Raw genomic sequence first — 21,467 nt, 5'->3', positions numbered from 1 at the left:
CCGGACGCTTCTGCGGCGCGTAAGACTACGCGTCGATCCGGTCTTGGTCCAGGAATTCGCTTCCTGCCACAATGAACTCCTTGCGCGGAGCCACATCGGAGCCCATGAGCAGCTCAAAGGTGTGCTCAGCCCGGTCAGCATCCGCGCTGGTGACCCGTCGCAACATTCTGTGGCGCGGGTCCATCGTTGTCTCCGCCAACTGGTCGGCGTCCATTTCGCCGAGTCCCTTGTAGCGCTGAATTGGCTCCTTGTAGCGTTTGGAGGATTTTGCCAACTTCGCCAGCAAGGTGTGCAGTTCCTTCTCGGAATACGTGTAGATCATCTCGTTGGCCTTGGAACCGGCGTTGATAACCTCCACCCGGTGAAGGGGAGGGACGGCGGCGAAGACCCGTCCGGCGTCGACCATGGGGCGCATGTAGCGGAAGAAAAGTGTCAGCAAAAGGGTCCGGATATGCGCGCCATCCACATCGGCATCCGTCATCAGGATGACCTTGCCGTAACGGGCTGATTCCAGGTCAAAGCTACGGCCCGAGCCTGCCCCCACCACCTGGATCAGGGCGGCACATTCGGCATTGGCCAGCATGTCCCCCACGGAGGCTTTTTGAACATTGAGGATCTTGCCGCGAATCGGTAGCAGCGCCTGAAAATCCGATGATCTCGCCAGCTTGGCGGTACCCAGCGCACTGTCACCTTCAACGATGAAAAGTTCGCTCTTCTGAACATCGGTACTGCGACAATCAGCCAGTTTGACCGGAAGCGAGGAAGTTTCCAGCGCATTCTTGCGCCGCTGAGTTTCCTTGTGGACACGGGCGGAAATACGTGATTTCATCTCTGAAACCACTTTTTCCAAGAGCGTGGCGGCCTGAATCTTTTCACCGCGCGCGGAGGATTCCAGCTTGGCCTTCAGTTCTTTTTCAACAACCTTGGCCACAATATTCTTCACGGCAGGGGTGCCCAAGATTTCCTTGGTCTGGCCCTCAAATTGCGGCTCAGCCAGGCGCACGGTAAGCACGGCCGTCATCCCGGCCATGACATCGTCCTTCTCGATCTTGTCATTGCCAGCCTTGAGCTTGCGGGCATTGGCTTCAATGACCTTGCGGAAGGTCTTCAGGAGCGCCAGCTCAAAGCCTTCCTGGTGCCGGCCGCCCTTGGGCGTGGCGATGATGTTCACAAAGCTGCGCATAGTGGTGTCATAGCCAACTCCCCACCGCAGGGCGATGTCCACCTCACAGTCTCGTTCCACGGCCGTGCTCTCCAGATGGCCCTGCGCGTTGAGCACCGGAACCGTCTCGGTGAATGTGCCGTGGCCGTGGATGCGCCAAATGTCAGTGACAGGTCCGCCGACCGAAAGGAAGTCAACAAACTCGGAGATGCCGCCGTCGTGGTGGAACGTTTCTTCGTGGGTGGCGAACTCTCCCGGGGTACCCGCCACACGGCGTTCGTCAACTATTCGGATTTTCAACCCCGGCACCAGGAAGGATGTTTGGCGTGCCCGGGCAACGAGTTCCTCGTAGGAGAACTTTGCGTCGGCGGTGAAGATTTGCCGGTCCGCCCAGTACCTGATGCGGGTTCCCGTGATGCCACGTTTGGTGGTGCCAACAATGTCCAGGCTGGAGTCGTCCACGAACGGTTCGAAGGCCACCTCAGGACTAAGGGTTCTGCCTACATCCTTAAAGTGGCCCGGCTCGCCGCGGCGGAAACTCATCTGATAGGTTTTTCCGCCACGGTCTACCTGAGCGTCCATGCGGGCGGACAAGGCGTTGACAACGCTGGCACCCACGCCGTGCAGTCCGCCGGAGGCCGCGTACGAGCCGCCGCCGAACTTTCCGCCGGCATGCAACTTCGTGAGCACCACTTCCAGGCCGGTGAGGCCGGTCTTGGGCTCAACGTCCACGGGGATGCCGCGGCCGTCGTCGTGCACTTCAACGGAATTGTCCTTGTGCAAGATCACCGAAATGTTCTGACCATAGCCGGCCAGGGCCTCGTCGACGGAGTTGTCGATGATCTCCCAGAGGCAGTGCATGAGCCCCCGGGAATCGGTGGAGCCAATGTACATTCCGGGACGTTTCCGGACAGCTTCCAGCCCCTCCAGCACAGAGAGGTGGCGGGCGCTGTAATCGGAATTCGAACGTGCCACGGTTGGCATACTCCTTATGACTGAGTGTTATTTCCATGGGGATGGTGCGAGCCGAGCTGCACCCGCCCCACTCAAGGTTAACCGCTGCCGGCACCGCCCCCTGACAGGCATGCCGTACATCTACGGCTACGCGGTGAGCGAAAGTACACCCATCCAGGGATGGAACGGCTACGAATAATGGTTATATAGGTACCAAGATCAATGAAGGAGGCCATCATGACTACCACCGCCATCGCCAGCCGCGAGCTCAATACCTTGGACCGTTGCGACCGCTGCGGCGCCCAAGCCTACGTGCGGGTTGTCCTGGAATCCTCCGGCGGGGAACTTCTTTTCTGCGGACACCACGCCCGCTCGGTGGAAGCCAACCTGAAGCCGCTCTCCTCGCAGTGGCATGACGAGACAAGCCGTCTGACCGAGAAGGCCCCGGTCCCAGTGGACTAATCAACTTTTGAAAATGCAGGGTCCCGGATTCCTCCGGGGCCCTGCTTTTTTTGGGCCGGAACTCTTGGCGCGGGGGCGCCTTCCACCCGAACCGCGCCTAGATGCTGCCTCCAAACTAAGGCCGCCCAACCGCCTTAGGCGCCTTAGCTGTGATGCAGCCGGACATAGATAGGGCATCCGCCCAATGTTGTTGCGCTCCCCCAACGGAAGAATTGAGTCATCAAGAAGGCTTCGCCGACGTAGAAACCTTCATAAGCAAAGGATGACCATGTCGGACTTTATGGCGCTGTTGATCTCCCACCAAAATGAACGTGAAACCGAGCTTGCCTTGGAACGCCGCCGTCTACAACGCGAAAGCGCAGCCACCACCCAGCGCAGCCCCCGTCCCTGGCACCGTCTCCGGGGCGTGGCCGTCCGCCAAGAGCAGACGGCCGGCAGCCGCGTCCAAACGAGCCACTGATCTGAGCCAGCGGTCCAGGGAAGGCATAATGTCGCTGACCGCGGCCACCGGATCGTGGCAGGATTGGGTCATGCAGATGACCGCGTCAAGCACGCACATGATTGGCCGCGACGCGGAGGCACAAGCCCTGCTGGCCTCTTTTGCCGACGCAACCGAAAGTAAGCCTCAAGCGGTCATCATTGGCGGTGAGGCCGGGCTCGGCAAGACCCGGCTGCTTGAGGAGTTCCTTGCCACCGTTTCAAGCCAAGCCAGAATCATCACGGGACAGTGCGTTGATTTGGGCTCCCTTGCCCCTCCCTATACTCCCCTGACGGGGGTGCTGCGTTCACTTGCGGCCCAGATTGGCCTTGAGGCTGTCATGGATTTTGCCGGGCCAGGACGCAATGCGTTGGCGTTGCTTCTGCCCGAGGCGGCCGCAGAAATTGATGCGCTGCCCACCGCAAACCGCGTTCTCGAGGCTGTCAGCACGGTGTTTGAACGTGCCTGCGAAAGCCAACCACTGGTGGTCGTGGTCGAGGACCTGCACTGGGCAGACGATGCCACGTTGGCGGTTCTGCGTTTTATTCTTCGCGCCTTCAATGGCGGAAAGTTCTTGCTGGTCACCACCTATCGCAGCGATGACATTCACCGGGGCCATCCGCTGCGGGATTTCCTGACTGAGTCCGAACGCGGCCGCCATGCCAAGGTCATCAACTTGGGCCGGCTCACCAAGGACCAGGTGCGTGGTCAGGTCGAGGCCATCACAGGCCAGGACGCAGGCTATGAGCTGGTCGAGAATGTTTTCGCCCGCAGTGAGGGAATCCCGTTCTTTGTGGAAGAGCTGCTGGGCCTGGGAGATTGCGACGCGGCCGGCAAACTACCGTCCACACTGACCGATCTGCTGCTGGCCAGGTACGAGCGCTTGGATGACCAGGTCCAATACTTTTTGCGTGTCCTCGCCGCTGGCGGTGTTTGCGTGCCGCACACACAAGCCTTGGCCGCATACGACAGGTCCGTGGAAGAATTTGAAACCAGCGCCCGCGCAGCCCAACGAGGAAACCTCATCGCCTTCGAGGGCAACTCCTACACTTTTCGCCATGCCCTGGTGCGTGAGGCAATCCACGCTGATCTCCTTCCGGGTGAGCGCACGCGCTTCCATACCCGCTACGCCCAGGCCTTGGAGACGGCAGACTTGGGACACCACGACGCCGTCGAAATCGCCTATCACTGGCATGCCACCCACGCTCAAGAAAAAACGTTCAAGGCCTCCATCGTCGCCGTTGTCGAGGCCGAACGCAGCTACGCCTATTCGACGGCGGCCCGGATGGGCGAACGCGCCTTGGAGCTCTGGGACCTGGTGCAGGACGCTGAGGCGTCCGCAGGCATGCCACGGTACGCGCTCATGGCCCGCACCGCCTCGGCCCACAATCAGGCCGGCAACGGTGAACGATCCCTTGCCATGATCCGGTTGGCTGCGGCAGAACCGAACGTGGGCGGCACGGAGCTGGCCCGGCTGCTGGCCGCCCAGGCACGATACTTGGGTTTCAACGCCCAACTGGGCTCGGCCGCGTTGCTCATGCGGGCCTTGGAACTAACACCCCGCGGTAGCGACGATGTATTGCGGGCAACCCTTTTGAACCACCTCGCGGCCAGGTATTTGTTGGAGGCCAGACTAAGCGAATCCATCACGGTTGCAAGCGAGGCATTGGAGCTGACAACCGTCACGGGCGATCGCATGGAACAATCCATCGCATCGAACCTGCGGGGAAGTTCGCGCGTCCTCGCGGGTGACGTAGACGGGTGGGGCGAGGACCTCGCCTTGGCCCAGGACTTGGCCCAGGGAAATATCGATGCCCTCATGCGGTTCCGCATCAATTATTCGGATTCACTCCATCAGCTCGGACGCTATGACGAATCCATCCGCATCGCCGAGGATGGCATCAGGCAGGCGCGCGAGCTCGGCGTCGAACGAACCACCGGGGCCATTCTCTCTTCCAATGCCGTGGAACCTCTCTTTGCCCGCGGCGACTGGACGGCAGCCCGGGCGCTACTGGAGAGAAATTTGTCCCTCTCCCCACCCAGTTCCTTCCTTGCTTATCTTCTGCGGTCCCGGATTTGGTCCACGCTGTGGAGCGGAGACACCGACAGCGCGGAATCAATCTTTAGACAGTGGCAGCAGCTCTTGGGTGAGTTGGCGCGAGTGGAGATGCAGTCACGCCTTGCCTTGGTCATGCTCAGTGCGGAATTGGCTTGGATCCGAGGGGACCTCGCCTCGGCGTGGCAAGAGGTCTCGTTCTTGAGCAGTAAGGAGTTCCGCCCGCTCCCGGGACTGGATCTGCCGCTGATGGCTGTCGCTGCGCGCATCCTTGCGGCCAGCCGCAACGCAGGAGATCCTGTTGCAACGGACGCAGAAACGTCTCTCAGGGAGATCTTGCACCGTGATTCCTTTTGGCCCACGTATCCGGCCTGGTTGGCGCTCTTTGATGCAGAACTGGGTGGAGAGACCGGGTGCGGCACTGATCCTGCTCTCTGGCGGCAGGCGGGTGATCTCGGTGCCGTTCTTCCGGCTCACCTGAGGTCCTATATTTGTCTGCGCAGAGGGCAGGCTGAGCACGGTGCAGGCAACCGGGCAGATGCTATTGCTGCGTTGCGAGAGGCAGTGAAGGGTGCCAAGAAATTGGGCGCCGGCATGGTGGTCACCCTGGCCAAGGACTTCGCGGACAGGACCGGCCTGAATCTTGCCGGCCCCAGCACACGCCCCAACACGGCCGAACCAACGGCACGGGAAGCCCAAGTCCTCGCTCTTGTTGCCGAAGGTCTTAGCAATAAGCAGATTGGTGCACAGCTCTTCATCAGCGCCAAGACCGTCAGCGTTCATGTCTCATCCGTCATGCGCAAGTTTGATGTCTCCAGCCGCACCGAAGCCGTCAACTACGCCAGAAACAAGAACAACCCGCAGTTGTAGACGGGTCTCGCTCCAAATGGAGTGAACATCGTCTACAACTGCGGGTTGCAGTGTAAAACCAAGCGTTGGCCCCAACTTCAGACGCGCCAGCGGCTGAAGTTGGGGTGGCCGTGGGGCTTAGTCCAGGTAGTCGCGCAGAACCTGTGAGCGCGACGGGTGGCGCAGCTTGGACATGGTCTTGGATTCGATCTGGCGGATGCGCTCACGCGTAACGCCGTAGACCTTGCCGATTTCGTCTAAAGTCTTCGGCTGGCCGTCGGTCAGGCCGAAGCGCATGGCAACCACGCCGGCTTCACGTTCGGACAGGGTGTCCAGGACCGAGTGGAGTTGTTCCTGCAACAGGGTGAAGGACACCGCGTCAGCCGGGACAACAGCCTCGGAGTCTTCAATCAAGTCACCGAACTCGGAGTCACCGTCTTCACCCAGCGGGGTGTGGAGGGAGATGGGCTCGCGGCCGTACTTTTGAACCTCAACAACCTTTTCCGGGGTCATGTCCAATTCCTTGGCCAATTCTTCCGGTGTTGGTTCGCGTCCCAAGTCCTGCAGCATCTGGCGCTGGACACGTGCCAACTTGTTGATGACTTCCACCATGTGCACGGGAATACGGATGGTGCGCGCCTGGTCGGCCATGGCGCGAGTGATGGCCTGGCGAATCCACCAGGTGGCATACGTGGAGAACTTGAAGCCCTTGGTGTAGTCGAACTTCTCAACGGCGCGGATCAGACCAAGGTTGCCTTCCTGGATCAAGTCCAGGAAGAGCATTCCACGGCCGGTGTAGCGCTTGGCCAACGACACAACGAGACGCAGGTTGGCCTCGAGGAGGTGGTTCTTGGCGCGGCCGCCGTCGTGCACAATGCGTTCGAGGTCGCGCTTGAGCTGGGGGTCCATGGAGTCACGGCCAGCTTTGAGCTTCTCCGTGGCGAAAAGGCCGGCCTCAATGCGCAGAGCAAGGTCAACTTCCTGCTCGGCGTTGAGCAAGGCAACTTTACCGATTTGCTTCAGGTAATCCTTGACCGGGTCAGCGGTTGCGCCGGCCGACATGACCTGCTGGACAGGTGCGTCATCGTCGTCCGAATCGGAGTAGACAAAGCCCGTTCCGGTAGCCACGGGGCGATCGGACTTGGCCTCATCCTGCTCGTCTTCTTCTACAACGGAATCGGAGCCTGACTCTTCATCCTCTTTAGCTTTGGCCTTGCCACGGCGGGCAGGGGCAGCCTTCTTGGCGGCGGGGGCGCTTGCTTCGTCACCGGCTGCGGCCTTCTTGGCAGCCATGGTGGCAGCGCGCTTCTGTGCTGGAGTCAGCGGCGCGGTGGCTGAAGAGGTGGGATCCTCGATCTCCTTCGTTGGGGAGACATTGCTCTTAGCAGTAGCAGACACAGAAAACCTTTCTTACGGCGGTCTGTGGAGTTACCTTCGGGCAACACCACTATGACCCTGTCAAGTCCGCGTTGCTTGGCGCATCACTTCCGCTTGGAGGGTCAGAGGGTATAACTCTCTGTGCGGCGGCTTTGTTCCCGCCACACCGGAAGAAAATGCCTTCCGGATCCCTATGGTCCAAACTTTGTCAATGCATCAACACGAACCCAACCGGGTCTCGACTTATAGTGTCTCACGATTTGCCTCATGCTCCTTGCCCGCACCGCCGCAGCAGCCGCGTTTTCAACTCTCCGATCCACGGTTTTTCTGCCCTTTGCCACCAATCAGTGGCCGTCTTGATGTCAAGCCGCCTGATCATCCGCTGTTTCCTCCCTCAGCCCGTGCCAGGCTGTCCTCTGGTCCTTGGCGCATGCCGCGATGTGACCTACGGCAAGCAACTGATCCAGCAGGTGCGCAAGGCGGTAACCGGGCTGAAACTCTTGGCACAGCTGGAAGTACTCACCCGCCCACGTCCCACGACCCTTGCACCACTGAATCCAGCCCAGCACGCAAAGGACGGGGCACTTATCCGCCCCAGAACTGGCTGCTGCAAGGAATTCCAGCAGCGGCTGGGCCCGGTCCAAACGATTCCAATCCGGGCCCACGATCCGTGAGTCGCCGTCATCGATCTCGCCGACCAAAATGTTGCCAAAGTCTCGGCAGGCCCTCAGGTATCTCGTCTCGCTGTAACCTTCGATGGCCACGGTGCATTCGGCGGATTGGCTGCCGCCGTACCAGTTTCGAGGAACCAGAACGGGGTTCGTGTCCGCTTCCAGCAAGCCCATCGCGGCAGCTCCTGTGAACGCATGGTCGGCCGTGCTCGCAAGGGCCACTATGACGGTGTCCCGCACAGTGGTGTCAGCCAGGCTCGCTATGAGAAATGCAGCCATGTCAGCGTCAGGCGTTGCAGGCCACCGGGCCAGGCTGAAGTCCCATGCGCCAAGGTTGGCGGCCATCTGCTTTTCTCCACTCCCAAATTCGGCCAGTGGCTTGCGTACATCATTCCCGGCAGCAACCACGGCTGCAGCGAACGCTTTGTCCTTGACGGAAATGCGTTCCTGAATTTGCTCCTTGGGGCTCTCTCTAACCATGCTTCCGCGGAAGATGAACTCCGTGTTGACGAAGCTCTCCTTGATGGACGCGTTGTTCTTGCCAGGCCACGGGCAGCACGCTGCGTCGGTGCATTCCAGGCTGCGCCAATGCTCGTCCCCCACGTACCAGGCGTCCCTGACGGGCAGCCCCTCCTCGGCGAACGCCTTGCGCAGGGCCAGGAACGTCTCGGCTTGGGGAAAATTCTCGGGGTCTGCCCAATCGTCCCTTCCGAAAATTGCAATGAGGCAGCCGTCTGCTTCGCTATCGCTGGCCAGCTGTGAGGCTGCAACCGTTGCAAAGTGGCGCGCATCAGGGCCGTGGTCCGGCGGCAGGTCCAACCGCATGGTGGCCCGCAATCGTTTCCCGCTCATGCCGATGCACACAATGCTGTGCTTGGGCCAGTACCCCACCATGTGGGGAATGAATGCCAGAAGGTCTTCACCGGCGCTTACCCTGATTTTGTCTGCTTGATTTCCCATGCCCCAAGGTTCCCGCTGGGAGGTCGCAGAATAAAGGGCTCTTGGGCGAATAGGCCAAATCTGTGGATAACACGGGTCAAGATCCGCATGAAGACTAAAAATTTCTTGCGGCAGGGGCTGCTCCCGGCCTGTCGTGACCGGTCACCGCGGACTTATTCAGCCCTTGCGGGCGGCGCGCCGGTCCTTTTGTTCCTGCTTGAACTGTGCCCGACGGCGACGGTTGTCCGCGATGACAACACGAAGCGGAGGCACCATTTCCCCACGGTCGGCCATGCCGCGGCGGACCTTGCGGCGTGTTACGGCAACCGCAACAAAACCGATGCCCAGAACTATGAACTGGAAGGAGAACGCCACCCGGAAGGCGTCCAGCGAGTACAGCCCGTTCGTGGAAAAGCCCACACTGTTGAGCAGGTCCAGGATGATCCCGATCATGTACATGCTGATCAGCGCCGCAACAAAGCCGCCCACATTGACGATTCCGGTGGCCGTTCCAATGCGGTGGGAGGGGTTGAAGGTTCGGGCGAAGTCGAAGGCAATCATGGAGGCCGGGCCACCAATGGCCAAGACCAGGATCAGGACCACCAACAGCCATAGGGGCGAGGGTCCCGAGTGGGAGATGACGGCGGCCCACGCAGCGGCTGTAGCCAAGGTCACGGCAAGCACCATGGTGGACCGTCTCAGGGGTGGCGGCCAACCCAACTTCCAAGGAATGGACCGCAAATAATGCCGACCACCACGAAAAGACTGAGCAGGACGCTGGCTGTGGCCGTGTCCAGGCCCTGTCCGGAAACGAGGAACGGGTAGCCCCAGGTGAGCACAAAGACCGTGCCACTGAACTGTGTGGCGAAGTGGCTCCACATGCCCAGGCGGGTGCCCGGCTGCAGCCAGGCCGTGGTCAGATCCACGGCCGTTTCCTTAATGCCGCTCTTCACCGCGGGCCGCTCGGAGCCGGGCGGGGCATTGCGCAACAGCGCAGCCGAGAGCACGCAGGCCAGCACGCCCAGGGCCGCGAGGCCGGCAAATGCGGGACTCCAACCTGCTGCGTGGAGCACAAAGGCAAACGGCGCCAAACTGATGAGCTGACCAAACTGGCCAAGTTGACCTGTCAGTTGTGTCAGCACCGGAACGCGGTAGGTGGGGAACCAGAGTGGAATCAGGCGAATCACGGCAATGAAGGTCATGGCGTCTCCGGCACCCACGAAAATTCTGCCCACCACACCGCCGGGAACTGACGTCGCGGCAGCCAATTGCAATTGCCCTACCGCCATGAGCGCCGCACCTGTTGCGATCATGACCCGCGGGCCAAATCTGTCAACAAGGACACCCACAGGAATCTGCAGGACGGCATAGACCACCAACTGAATAACTGTGAACGCCGAAAGGGCCGATGCCGTCGCATCAAAGCGGTCGGTGGCAACCAGCCCTGCCACGCCAAAGGAAGTTCTGTGAGTCACCGCAATCAGGTACGCAAAAACTCCAACACCCCACACCAGCCACGCCCGTTTGCTATCCACCCAATCAGCTTATGTCAGCTTGCTTCGGCGTTTGTTGTTCTGACTCAGAGTTGCTCTGCGTCCCGGCTGGCCAGGTACGCTTCAACCGCGGCACCGAGCTCATCGGCGTCGGGCAGTTCATCATTGTCCCCGGCCAGCAGCGAACGGCGGGCAGTGCCGTCAGCATGTTCGTCATACTGCTTTTCCAGATTGGACACAACCGCTGCAACGTCACTGGAGCCCTCCACCTGTTCGGTGATCTGGCGTTCCACGGCACGGCCGGATTCACGCAACCGCTCACTGGGCAGCATCAGGGCCGCGGCGGCACCCAAGAACTCGAGGCCGGCAACAGCGGCGGGCGGGTACTCGGCGTCGGACAGGTAGTGGGGTACGTGAATGGCATAGCCAACGACGTTTCGTCCAGCCTCGGTCAACTTGAATTCCAGGACGTGCCCCACGGCCGCAGGAATATCCACTGTTGATTTCCACGCCGAGATGCCTTCGATCAGATCCGGCCGGTTGCCGTGTACCGTGGCGCCGATGGGGCGGGTATGCGGAACAGGCATCGGCACCGAATGCACCCATGCGACGAGGTTGACGTCGAAGCGCTCAACGAGGGAAAGAACTGCCTGGCTGAAGCGTTCCCACTGCAGATCAGGTTCACTGCCCTGCAGATACAGGAAGGGAGTCCCCAAGGCATCAACCATGCGGTACAACACCAATGAAGGCGCCTTGTAATCCGTGAGATGGTCCACCGTGAACGTAATGCGGGGGCGGCGCGAACGGTAGTCAATGAGCTGATCAATATCAAACACGGCCACGGGCTCGGCCGCCAGCTGATCCTTTAGCTCGTTGGAAATTTGGGTGACAACATGGCCGGCATCGGATGATCCGGTGAAGGACATGATCATGTTCACGCCCTGAAGGTCCTGCTGCGCCAACAACTCTTCATTGAGGGCATAGAGCGACTCGGGGCGGTGAAAAGGTGCGTTCTCGGTGAAATTCATGATCTTCCTCAGCTACTTGCGTCTCTGGAATACACAACACCGCAAGGTCTCCGATCATTCCATGCTGCGCACCCGCCCATCCGAGCAAATGGCCGCTGGCGGGCAATCGTGCGGCGTTGGGACTACCATCGAAGGCAGCGACACCCGTTCAACATCACCACAAAGTGAGGACAATATTTCTGTGAGTGTGAAAGAAAACATCAGCTTCCGCGTCATCAACACGGATCTGGCGAAGGTAACAGCAGAGGCTTTGGTCATTGCAGTCAGCAAGGGTAGCGACGGTCCAGCAATCCTGGGCACTCCTCTCTCCGCAACCGCCGTGGCCTCACTCGAGGCTTCAATGAGCGCTCTGGGCGTCACCGGCGCAGCGGATCAGGTAGTCCGACTCCCCGGCCTTCCCGAAACCGGTTCCAAGATCCTGGTTCTTGCCGGTGTAGGAACAGTCAAGGACGGCGTGGTCAGCGATGAAGCTCTGCGCCGCACCGCCGGGGCGGCGATTCGTCAGCTTGCCGGCCTGGGCCACGTGCTTTTTGCCGTTCCAACGACGGCGGTTAGCCACGTTGCGGCGATTGCCGAAGGTTCCGCGTTGGGCGCCTACCAATACGCCAGCCTGCACTCCAGCACCAAGGGCAAGCTTGAACCCGTGGCCAAGGTGACCATTCACTCGACCCTCGCCAAGGATCCCGAACTTGCAGCCGCCCTGGAACGTGCTTCCGTGGTCTCCAACGCCGTCAACGCAACCCGCACTCTGGTCAACGAGCCGCCGAGCAAGCTCTACCCCGCCACTTTTGCCGAAGCCGCCAAGGACTTGGCCAAGGGCCTGCCCGTCAAGGTCACCATCATGGATGAAAAGCGCCTCCTGAAGGACGGCTACGGTGGCATCATGGGCGTGGGCCAGGGCTCATCCCGTCCGCCGCGCATGGTGAAGTTGGAGTACAAGTCCGATCGCGCCGTGGCCGATCTGGCACTCGTGGGCAAGGGCATCACCTTTGACTCAGGTGGAATCTCCATCAAGCCCGGCGCCGGCATGGTCACCATGAAGTGCGACATGGCAGGAGCGGCCGCGGTCCTGAACTCGGTGCTGGCCGTTGCCGCACTTGGCCTGCCTGTCAACGTCACCGGCTGGCTGTGCATCGCTGAAAACATGCCCTCGGGCACTGCCATCCGTCCGTCCGATGTCCTGACAATCTTCGGCGGCAAGACAGTTGAAGTATTGAACACCGACGCCGAGGGCCGCTTGGTCATGGCCGATGGTCTCGTCGCCGCATCGCAGGAATTCCCTGACGTCATCATCGATGTCGCCACGCTCACCGGCGCCCAGGTTGTTGCCTTGGGGCACCGCACGGCAGGTGTCATGGGTGATGAAGGCGTCAGTGCCGCCCTGAAGGCTGCTGCCGATCGCGCTGGCGAATTGGTCTGGCCCATGCCGCTTCCGGAGGAGCTGCGCCCGTCCTTGGACTCCCCCGTGGCCGACATGGCCAACATTGGCGAACGCATGGGCGGCATGATGACCGCCGCAGTGTTCCTGCAGGAGTTCGTTGGCAAGGGCAAGGATGGGGAAACCATTCCATGGGCCCACCTGGACATCGCAGGACCGGCCTTCAACGAAGGTTCGCCCTATGGCTACACCCCAAGCAAGGCACAGGCATGGCCGTTCGCACGCTGGTGGCGTACGTCGAAGACGTAGTTGCTCGCAGCGTGTAAGCGTTGGACGTTCCAAGTCGCTAGATGTTGTAGCGGAAAAATGCCGTAAGTAACGCCACAGTGAGTATGACCACAATCACCTTTACTGTGACTGCAACGAGGGCGTTGGATGGAACAACTGACGTAAGGTGAATGCTGAAAGCATTTGTCTTTGACTTAGAAGAGGCATCCCATCCGAACCGGATGGTCATGTCTCTCTCAATTATTGATGAGATGACGCGCTAACAATGGGTGCGTCACCCGAACGCGAGGGAGCGTCTAAGTGGCCGAACAGGCAGCTGGGCAAGAATTCGATATTTTGGTCCTCGGCGGTGGCAGTGGCGGATACGCCGCTGCGCTGCGGGCAGTCCAATTGGGTATGACCGTAGGTCTCGTGGAGAAGGGCAAGTTGGGTGGCACATGCCTTCACAACGGCTGCATCCCCACCAAGGCGCTGTTGCACGCGGCAGAAGTAGCCGACCACGCCCGTGAAGGCGCGTCGATCGGCGTCAACAGCCAGCTCAATGGCATTGACCTGGTAGCTGTCAACAAGTACAAGGACGGCATCATTGCCGGCAAGTACAAGGGTTTGCAGGGCCTCATCAAGGGCAAGGGCATCACTGTCATCGATGGCGAAGGCAAGCTCACCGCAGCCAACACCATCACGGTGAACGGCGTGAACTACACGGGCAAGAACATTGTCCTGGCCACCGGTTCATACTCACGCAGCCTGCCCGGTCTTGAAATCGGCGGCAAGGTCATCACCTCCGACGAAGCCCTCTCCATGGAAACCCTGCCCAAGAGCGCCATCGTGCTCGGTGGTGGCGTCATCGGCGTCGAATTCGCTTCCGTATGGAAGTCCTTCGGCGTTGACGTGACCATCATCGAAGGCATGGCCTCCTTGGTTCCCAATGAAGATGCTTCCATCATCAAGGTCCTGGAGCGCACGTTCCGCAAGCGCGGCATCAAGTTCAACACCGGCACGTTCTTCCAAGGCGTTGAGCAGAGCAACGACGGCGTCAAGGCCACCTTGGTTGACGGCAAGACGTTTGAGGCTGACCTCATGCTCGTAGCTGTTGGTCGTGGCCCGTCCACCTCCGGCATGGGCTTCGAAGAAGCTGGTGTCACGATTGACCGCGGCTTCGTTATCACCAACGATCGCCTGCACACCGGCGTAGGCAACATCTACGCCGTGGGTGACATTGTTCCCGGCGTGCAGTTGGCGCACCGCGGCTTCCAGCAGGGCATCTTCGTCGCCGAGGAAATCGCCGGCATGAACCCTGTCATCGTTGAAGACATCAACATCCCCAAGGTCACCTTCTGCGACCCGGAGATTGCCTCCGTTGGTTTGAATGAGAAGCAGGCCAAGGAAAAGTTTGGCGATGCAAACGTCGAAAGCACCGAGTACAACTTGGCTGGCAACGGCAAGAGCGCCATCCTGGGAACCGGCGGCATCATCAAGTTCGTTCGCGAAAAGGATGGCCCCGTTGTTGGTGTTCACATGATCGGCAGCCACATTGGTGAGCAGATCGGTGAAGCACAGCTCATCGTGAACTGGGAAGCGTACCCGGAGGACATTGCTGGCCTCATCCACGCACACCCCACCCAGAACGAAGCTCTTGGAGAAGCGGCAATGGCCTTGGCCGGACGCCCGCTCCACGGTTAGCACCAAACTCACTTAGTGCACCCGGCGCCCGCGCCGGGTGCACTAAGCTGAAAACCATACTTAATTTTAGGAATTTCGTGGCGATGCACCCGAGTGCACCATCAGCGAAATGCAGCGCATTAGAAGGAGAACGGGGACGAAATGTCTGAATCCGTGAACTTGCCCGCCTTGGGTGAAAGCGTCACCGAAGGTACCGTCACGCGATGGCTCAAGCAGGTCGGGGACCGCGTCGAAATTGACGAACCCCTGCTGGAAGTTTCCACCGACAAGGTTGACACCGAAATTCCGTCACCCTTTGCCGGCATCCTGGAAGAAATCTTGGTACCCGAAGACGAGACCGCAGAGGTAGGTGCAGCCCTCGCACGCATCGGCACTGGCGCCGATGCTCCTGCAGCTGCAGCTCCGGCAGCTGAGCCTGTTGAGGCTCCCGCCGCCGAGGCTCCTGCCCCGGTTGCAGCTCCGGCCGAGGCTCCGGCTGCTCCGGCAGCGGCCCCCGCAGGGGACGCCCACGAAGTGGTTTTGCCTGCTCTGGGCGAGTCCGTGACCGAAGGTACCGTCACCCGCTGGCTGAAGGCCATTGGCGACACCATCGAGATCGACGAGGCGTTGCTCGAGGTTTCCACGGACAAGGTTGACACCGAGATCCCCTCCCCCGTGGCTGGCGTCCTGCTGGAAATCCGCGTTCCGGAAGATGAGACCGCTGAAGTTGGTGGCGTTCTGGCACTGATCGGCTCCGCCGCTGCGGCCCCCGCTCCGGCACCCGCAGCCGCTCCCGCCCCGGCTGCAGCTCCCGCAGCTGCTCCGGCTCCTGTTGCAGCCCCTGCTGCACCTGTTGTTGCCACTCCGGCACCGGCTGCCGCAACGGCACCTGTTGCTGCTCCCGCCGTGGCTCCGGCAGCTCCCGTTGCAGCTGCTGGCGCCGAGTCCAACTACGTGACCCCGTTGGTGCGCAAGCTTGCCAACCAGCACGGCGTTGACATCACCTCCGTCACCGGTACCGGTGTTGGCGGACGCATCCGCAAGCAGGACGTTGTCGCAGCAGCCGAGGCCGCCAAGGCCGCTGCAGCTCCGGCCCCCGCCGCTGCCGCCGCCCCGGCTGCCAAGGCTGCCTCCGCCGTCGTACCGTCTTCATTGCGCGGCACCACGGTCAAGGCTCCACGCATCCGCCAGGTCATCGCCCGCCGCATGCGCGAGTCGCTGGAAGCGTCCACGCAGCTCACGCAGGTGCACGAGATCGACATGACGCGCATCGTCAAGCTGCGCACCAAGGCCAAGAACCAGTTCCAGGCCACCAACGGCACCAAGCTGACCTACCTGCCTTTCATTGCAAAGGCTGTCACCGAAGCGCTCAAGGTGCACCCCTCGGTCAACGGTGAATACAACGAGGAAACTCAGCAGATCACCTACCACAACGCCGAGCACCTGGCGATTGCCGTGGACACCGACAAGGGCCTGCTGGTTCCCGTCATATCCAACGCAGGAGACCTGAATCTTGCCGGTCTGGCCGGCAAGATTGCCGATGTTGCCTCACGCACCCGCAGCGGCAAGATCGGTCCGGACGAGCTGTCCGGCGGCACGTTCTCCATCACGAACATCGGCTCCGTTGGCGCCCTGTTCGACACCCCCATCATCAACCAGCCCAACGTTGCCATCCTTGGCACCGGCGCGATCGTCAAGCGCGCAGTGGTTGTTGCTGACGCAGACGGCGATGACACCATCGCCATCCGTCACATGATGTACCTGTGCCTGACGTACGACCACCGCCTGGTGGACGGCGCGGACGCCGGCCGCTTCCTGCAGACCTTGAAGGCCCGCCTGGAAGATGGCGCGTTCGAGGCTGATCTGGGCCTGTAACACCCATTCCCTGGGAATGAACGACGGCGGCCCGTGACTTGATATTTCAAGTCACGGGCCGCCGTCGTTAACTGTGCTGAGGTCCCGGTGTGTCATGTTTCCCACATAAGGCAGGCCTTGATAGACACTGTGTCACCAAGTTGCCTATGCTTTCACCATGGACTTTTTACGCTTAGTGCTCGTTTTTTTGCATATCCTCGGTGCGGCCGCGATCGTCGGCGGCTGGCTCGCCGCCTTCAAGACGCCCACTGTTAGCCAGTGGCAGTGGATTGGTGCGCTGACCCAGATCATCACCGGCCTGTTGCTGGTGGGCCTGGCTGAAATGGGCGACGGAGATGTCAACCACGCCAAGATTGGCGTCAAGCTGATCATCGCCCTGGTTATTGCCGTTGCAGCCTTCATTGGCCGCCGCAAGGTCAAGAACAACCAGGACGTCTCCAAGGGCTTGGCCCACGCCGTGGGTGGCATGGCCTTCATCAACATTGCCGTGGCAGTTTTCTGGGTCTAACATAACTGCGCTTTGCGTGTTTATCGGCGCTTTTGCGGCTTGTGGGCGGTTCTCTAATCGCCCGCAAGCCGCACAAGCGCCGATTTGCGTTTGGCGCCACCCGTCCACCATGTGTCACCGCAACGCATCGCGGCCCGCTACCGCATAAGGTTGTGGTGAATGCCAAGACTAGATGTGGCATCGAACAAGTATTTGTTTCTTCAAAGGAGTGAAAATGGCTGCAACACGTAACGCCCACGCACGCTGGGTCGGCGACCTTCCCACAGGTGCCGGTCAGGTAACCTTGGACAGCTCGGAACTGGGAACTTATGATGTCACTTGGAAGGCACGCACCGAAGCGTCCGAAGGCAAAACAAGCCCCGAAGAGCTGATCGCTGCCGCTCACTCTTCATGCTTCGCCATGGCGTTCTCCAACGAGCTCAGCAGTGCCGGCCACGCGGCGGAGTACGTGAACACCAGCGCGGCTGTCACGTTCGTTCCCGGCACCGGCATCACCGGCAGCCACCTGACTCTGGTGGCAAAGATCCCCGGCATCAGCCAGGAGGAATTTGACGCCATCGCCAACGGCGCCAAGACAGGCTGCCCCGTATCGGGCGCCCTGGCCGCAATCAACATTACGCTTGAGGCAACACTCGAGGCCTAGCGCAACCGGACACATTGTCCCCAAGCTTGTCCTCACTGTGGGTGGCAGTCGCAATGGCGGCTGCCACCCACAGTGCTTCGAGCCGCTGCTTTGAGCTACTGCGCCCCCACGGCGAGGACTTCTTGAATCGTCCACCTCTGCTCCACCCGGATCAGGACAATGGCCAATTCCTGCGTCTGAGCCGCTGACTGGTGATAAACTACGGCCCCTGCCTCGTCTTGTTCAGCAAAGGCACTGGTGGTAACGGTTGCCCTGACCGTGGCCACGAGGGGATCATGGGCGCTGCCGCTATCTCCCCCGGTTCGCGGGTCTTTCGCGAAATCGGTGCTCTCATTGGACACGCTGATCTCGAGCCCGGTAAAAGTGTGCCCCAACTTCTCAAGTTCGTTGCCGACTCCCCTGTCTGCTTCCGCAGCTACCGAATTTGGGGCATTGATCTTTTCCAGCAGCACCGGATCGGCATTGGAAAGGGCATAAGCACGTGTCCATGACAAAGCCCGCAACGCCGCCACAGGGTCATGGGCGAGAAGCCCCGTCCTGATGTCCTGCGGCAACGCTGCGGCCCAGGGGATGCCGACGTCCTCCACGACCTCAGCCTTCTCCTTAGGCTGCTGTGGGGCGTTATGGGCACCAAGAGCTCCCCACGATCCATTGACGGTCATCATCAGGGCCGCCCCCAGGGCAATCGCGGCCACCCCTGAGGCCGCAATAATTCTGCGCTTAACATGTGGGCGCGAGCGTTGAACAACTCCATCCTCGCTGGCCCACACCGGCCCGCGGCGCCTTATCCGATTGACTGCTGGCTCCGTGTGACTCCCCCGGCGCCGCCCCCGCATCCGCATCCGCATCCGCATCCGACCACGTTTCGGGCTCAGGATCTTCTTGGCCACGCGTTGGAGCTTCCCTGACGCGCCCTTCCCCGCCTGAGCCACCTTCACATCTCGCCTCGTTGCCAACTCCGGCAAAACGCTCGGATGAACAGCATTTCCCAGGGCAACCGGCTCGGCCCGGGCGCTACGAAAGACGGCCTGGGCAAAGGCGGACGCCGTTGGCCGTTGATGTGAATCCTCCTGCAGCCCAGCTTCGAGCGCGGCAACCAGTTCGGCGGGCGCTTCGGGAACAAAAGTCCCCAGGGGAAGCCTTTCGCGCGTGGGTGGGGCGGGCCGGCCCGTCAACAAAAACCAGCCGACGGCGGCCAAAGCATATACATCGGAGGCATCATTTCGCTCAGTGTCGAGCTGGCAGTAGAAACCCGGTGTCCCCGCCATCCGGCCTTGGGGTTGGCCCAGCATTCGCCCAAAGCCAAAATCGGAGAGATATGGCTTGCCCGCAGCGCTGAGCAAGATATTGCCCGGTGATACGTCACCGTGCACGGCGCCCCGCCCGTGCAAGTAGGAGAGCACCTGGCCAAGCGGAGTCAACACGGTGACGGTCTCGCCCACTGTCATCGGGCCCTTGGCCTGAACAATCTGTGCCAAGGAACCTCCCGCGGCGTACTCCATGAGCAAGACAAAGGCGCCCCGAATATCGCGCACCACTTCATAAAGAGGAATGAGGTGCTCGTGATGGAATTGCGTCAACAGCCGCCACTCTTGCGTGATGAGGCTCTCATTATGACGAAGCGGGTCCGCCTCGCCATCCCCACCAGCCGGAGTGGAAGTGGGCCGCAAGAACTTTGCCGCGACAACCCTGGAACTATTTTGCGCGGCCATGAGCCATACCTGCCCCTGGGCGCCTGAGCCCAAGCAACGCAAGGGATCGTGGCCGGCGATTTCTGGCGGCTCATAGGCACGCCCTGCCTGGCTGAAAATGTCCATAATCCAGTAGTAGTACTTTTCTCACGTTTCCGCTCGAAGTTATCCACAGGATGGGTTCGACACATCAATTTCGGATTTAGGCGAAAAAGCATCATCCCCTAAAGTGACAGCTATGAGTGTTCAGTTCTCCGAGCTCGGATTTGAGCCTAATTTCATCGACTACGTCACCGCCTGGGATCAGCAGCGGGCAATTCACGCTTCCGTTGTTGCCGGCGATGCCCCCAATACTGTTTTGTTGCTGGAGCACGCTGCCGTGTACACAGCTGGCAAACGCACAGAAGATCACGAACGCCCCTTTGACGGAACACCTGTGGTCAACGTTGACCGCGGCGGGAAGCTCACGTGGCACGGACCGGGCCAACTGGTCATGTACCCGATTGTGCACCTCGCTGATATCCGCGGCATCAGGGCCTATGTCCATGCGTTGGAGGAGATCATCATTGACGTTCTTGCGCACTACGGCGTTGATGGCGTACGCGTTGAGGGCCGCGCCGGCATCTGGCTGCTGGCCGACGCCAAGGGCCCCGATCGAAAGATTGCCGCCATTGGCATCCGTGTTCACGAGGGTGTGACCATGCATGGGATTGCAATCAACGTGAACAACAGCCTGGCCCCGTACGCACAAATCATCGCCTGCGGCATTCAAGATGCGGGCACCACCACCTTGCAGGCTGAAACCGGCCTGCAAACCACACCGAAGGACATGGCACCCTTGGTTCAGGCCGCTACCGCCCGAATCCTGGCGCCCCTTGTCGCCGACGTTCAGGCAGCCCCGGGCGAAGGAGTTTTTTCATGACGTTGGCACCCGAGGGACGTAAGTTGCTGCGTATTGAGCAGCGTAATGCTGCTGTTCCGGTTGAGCGTAAGCCGGAGTGGATGAAGGCCAAGGTCGAGATGGGCCCGGAGTTCATCGCGATGAAGAACCTGGTCAAGGGCCAGGGCCTGCACACCGTGTGTGAAGAGGCCGGCTGCCCGAATATTTTTGAGTGCTGGGAAGACCGTGAGGCGACATTCCTCATCGGTGGCTCCGAATGCACGCGGCGCTGTGACTTCTGCCAGATCGACACGGGCAAGCCGTCCCCGATTGACCGGTTCGAGCCCACGAAGGTCGCCCGGTCCGTGGTGAAGATGAACCTGCGCTATGCCACGGTGACGGGGGTGGCCCGTGACGACCTGGCCGATGAGGGTGTCTGGTTGTACGCCGAGACGGTGCGGAAGATTCACGAACTGAACCCGAACACGGGGGTGGAGTTGTTGATCCCTGATTTCTCCGGCAAGCCCGAGCACATTACGGCGATCTGTGAGTCCAAGCCCGAGGTGTTCGCACACAATGTGGAGACGGTGCCAAGGATTTTCAAGCGGATCCGTCCCGCGTTCCGGTATGAGCGTTCCCTGGATGTGATTAGCCAGGGTCGTGATCATGGGATGGTGACGAAGTCCAACCTGATCCTGGGCATGGGTGAGACCCGGGAGGAAATCTCTCAGGCGCTGCAGGATCTCCATGACGCCGGGACGGATCTGATCACGATCACCCAGTACCTGCGTCCTTCCGAGCGGCACCTGCCGGTGGATCGTTGGGTGAAGCCGCAGGAATTCCTTGAGCTCTCGGCCGAGGCTGAGGAGATGGGGTTCCTGGGTGTCATGAGTGGGCCGTTGGTGCGTTCCTCCTACCGGGCGGGGCGTTTGTGGGCCACGGCCATGCGGAAAAAGGGTCGCGACATCCCCGAACACCTCGCGCACATCGCCGAAGGCATCGAAGATTCCGGTCATACCCGCCAGGAAGCCGCCTCCCTGATCGCTGCACCATAATTTCTTCCAAAACCCGCT

At 60.7% G+C, this 21,467-nt stretch carries 14 protein-coding genes and 2 pseudogenes; 10 read left to right on the top strand and 6 right to left on the bottom strand.

Going from position 1 to position 21,467, the window contains the following annotated elements; translation table 11 throughout:
- Positions 1 to 25: 25 nt before the first annotated feature.
- Positions 26 to 2,146 (bottom strand): DNA gyrase/topoisomerase IV subunit B, encoded by a 2,121-nt coding sequence (locus BLV41_RS04480; protein ID WP_074710768.1) that lies wholly within the window; start codon positions 2,144 to 2,146, stop codon positions 26 to 28.
- Positions 2,147 to 2,353: 207 nt separating this feature from the next.
- Between BLV41_RS04480 and BLV41_RS04475 the strand changes: the two genes are divergently transcribed.
- The 3 genes from BLV41_RS04475 to BLV41_RS04465 all read left to right on the top strand — a co-directional run bounded on the left by BLV41_RS04475 (position 2,354) and on the right by BLV41_RS04465 (position 5,982).
- Positions 2,354 to 2,578, top strand: coding sequence for a DUF7455 domain-containing protein (locus BLV41_RS04475; protein ID WP_074710767.1), 225 nt, complete (start codon positions 2,354 to 2,356; stop codon positions 2,576 to 2,578).
- Positions 2,579 to 2,846: 268 nt separating this feature from the next.
- Positions 2,847 to 3,038 carry a hypothetical protein gene (locus BLV41_RS21970; RefSeq protein WP_074710766.1) on the top strand — a complete coding sequence of 64 codons (192 nt, stop codon included), beginning with the start codon at positions 2,847 to 2,849 and terminating at the stop codon, positions 3,036 to 3,038.
- Positions 3,039 to 3,066: 28 nt separating this feature from the next.
- Positions 3,067 to 5,982, top strand: a complete 2,916-nt coding sequence (locus BLV41_RS04465) for a helix-turn-helix transcriptional regulator (protein ID WP_170835418.1) — start codon at positions 3,067 to 3,069, stop codon at positions 5,980 to 5,982.
- A gap of 117 nt (positions 5,983 to 6,099) precedes the next feature.
- On the opposite strand, the gene BLV41_RS04460 is transcribed toward BLV41_RS04465, so the two are convergent.
- The 4 genes and pseudogenes from BLV41_RS04460 to BLV41_RS04445 form a co-directional block, all read right to left on the bottom strand.
- Positions 6,100 to 7,359 carry an RNA polymerase sigma factor gene (locus BLV41_RS04460; RefSeq protein ID WP_083360594.1) on the bottom strand — a complete coding sequence of 420 codons (1,260 nt, stop codon included), beginning with the start codon at positions 7,357 to 7,359 and terminating at the stop codon, positions 6,100 to 6,102.
- Between the two features lie 341 nt (positions 7,360 to 7,700).
- Positions 7,701 to 8,969, bottom strand: a complete 1,269-nt coding sequence (locus tag BLV41_RS04455; RefSeq protein WP_074710765.1) for a DUF4192 domain-containing protein — start codon at positions 8,967 to 8,969, stop codon at positions 7,701 to 7,703.
- Between the two features lie 156 nt (positions 8,970 to 9,125).
- Positions 9,126 to 10,483 (bottom strand): annotated as a pseudogene (locus BLV41_RS04450) (MFS transporter).
- 44 nt (positions 10,484 to 10,527) lie between these two features.
- Positions 10,528 to 11,469, bottom strand: a complete 942-nt coding sequence (locus tag BLV41_RS04445) for a proteasome assembly chaperone family protein (protein WP_074710764.1) — start codon at positions 11,467 to 11,469, stop codon at positions 10,528 to 10,530.
- 226 nt (positions 11,470 to 11,695) lie between these two features.
- On the opposite strand from BLV41_RS04445, the pseudogene BLV41_RS04440 reads away from it, so the two are divergent.
- The 5 genes and pseudogenes from BLV41_RS04440 to BLV41_RS04420 all read left to right on the top strand — a co-directional run bounded on the left by BLV41_RS04440 (position 11,696) and on the right by BLV41_RS04420 (position 17,823).
- Positions 11,696 to 13,173 (top strand): annotated as a pseudogene (locus tag BLV41_RS04440) (leucyl aminopeptidase).
- A 262-nt stretch (positions 13,174 to 13,435) separates the two neighbouring features.
- Positions 13,436 to 14,818 carry a dihydrolipoyl dehydrogenase gene (gene lpdA / locus BLV41_RS04435; RefSeq protein WP_074710763.1) on the top strand — a complete coding sequence of 461 codons (1,383 nt, stop codon included), beginning with the start codon at positions 13,436 to 13,438 and terminating at the stop codon, positions 14,816 to 14,818.
- A 141-nt stretch (positions 14,819 to 14,959) separates the two neighbouring features.
- Positions 14,960 to 16,672: a 2-oxoglutarate dehydrogenase, E2 component, dihydrolipoamide succinyltransferase gene (sucB, locus tag BLV41_RS04430; protein WP_074710762.1), complete on the top strand. Its 1,713-nt coding sequence runs from the start codon at positions 14,960 to 14,962 to the stop codon at positions 16,670 to 16,672.
- Positions 16,673 to 16,829: 157 nt separating this feature from the next.
- Positions 16,830 to 17,180 carry a hypothetical protein gene (locus BLV41_RS04425; RefSeq protein ID WP_074710761.1) on the top strand — a complete coding sequence of 117 codons (351 nt, stop codon included), beginning with the start codon at positions 16,830 to 16,832 and terminating at the stop codon, positions 17,178 to 17,180.
- Positions 17,181 to 17,394: 214 nt separating this feature from the next.
- Positions 17,395 to 17,823 (top strand): OsmC family peroxiredoxin, encoded by a 429-nt coding sequence (locus BLV41_RS04420; RefSeq protein WP_074710760.1) that lies wholly within the window; start codon positions 17,395 to 17,397, stop codon positions 17,821 to 17,823.
- Positions 17,824 to 17,918: 95 nt separating this feature from the next.
- Here the strand turns inward: BLV41_RS04420 and BLV41_RS04415 are convergent, their stop codons facing one another.
- Complete coding sequence (locus BLV41_RS04415; protein ID WP_074710759.1) at positions 17,919 to 19,640, bottom strand: serine/threonine protein kinase; 1,722 nt, start codon at positions 19,638 to 19,640, stop codon at positions 17,919 to 17,921.
- A 103-nt stretch (positions 19,641 to 19,743) separates the two neighbouring features.
- Between BLV41_RS04415 and lipB the strand changes: the two genes are divergently transcribed.
- Positions 19,744 to 20,436 (top strand): lipoyl(octanoyl) transferase LipB, encoded by a 693-nt coding sequence (gene lipB, locus BLV41_RS04410; RefSeq protein WP_280138575.1) that lies wholly within the window; start codon positions 19,744 to 19,746, stop codon positions 20,434 to 20,436.
- A complete protein-coding gene (gene lipA, locus BLV41_RS04405) occupies positions 20,433 to 21,449 on the top strand; it encodes a lipoyl synthase (RefSeq protein WP_074710757.1) in 1,017 nt (338 codons plus the stop codon). Before lipB ends, lipA begins: the two co-directional genes overlap by 4 nt.
- Positions 21,450 to 21,467 lie beyond the last annotated feature (18 nt).

The organism is Arthrobacter alpinus (assembly GCF_900105965.1).
Classification (GTDB): Bacteria; Actinomycetota; Actinomycetes; order Actinomycetales; family Micrococcaceae; genus Specibacter; species Specibacter alpinus.
This window is presented reverse-complemented; position numbering and strand designations above follow the sequence as displayed.